This window comes from uncultured Aquimarina sp. (genome assembly GCF_947495315.1).
GTDB lineage: Bacteria > Bacteroidota > Bacteroidia > Flavobacteriales > Flavobacteriaceae > Aquimarina.
Map to the genome: position 1 here is coordinate 1 of NZ_CANLYD010000061.1, position 251 is coordinate 251.

The 251-nt window shown below is 47.4% G+C and carries 1 protein-coding gene; it reads right to left on the minus strand.

Going from position 1 to position 251, the window contains the following annotated elements:
- Nucleotides 1-251, minus strand: a 251-nt coding sequence (locus Q0910_RS28585) for a hypothetical protein (RefSeq protein WP_299224267.1), incomplete at both ends; no start/stop codon positions are given.

The following is a 251-nucleotide window of genomic DNA, read 5'->3' on the forward strand; positions in this document are numbered from 1 at the left end:
CCCGTAAACCCTGTTCTTCCGGTAGCACCTGTGAATCCAGTTCTACCCGTAAATCCTGTTCTTCCAGTAGCACCTGTAAATCCTGTTCTTCCAGTAGCACCTGTGAATCCAGTTCTACCTGTAAATCCGGTTCTACCAGTAGCACCTGTAAATCCAGTTCTACCTGTAAATCCTGTTCTACCAGTAGCACCAGTGAAACCAGTTCTACCTGTAAATCCTGTTCTTCCGGTAGCACCTGTGAATCCGGTACG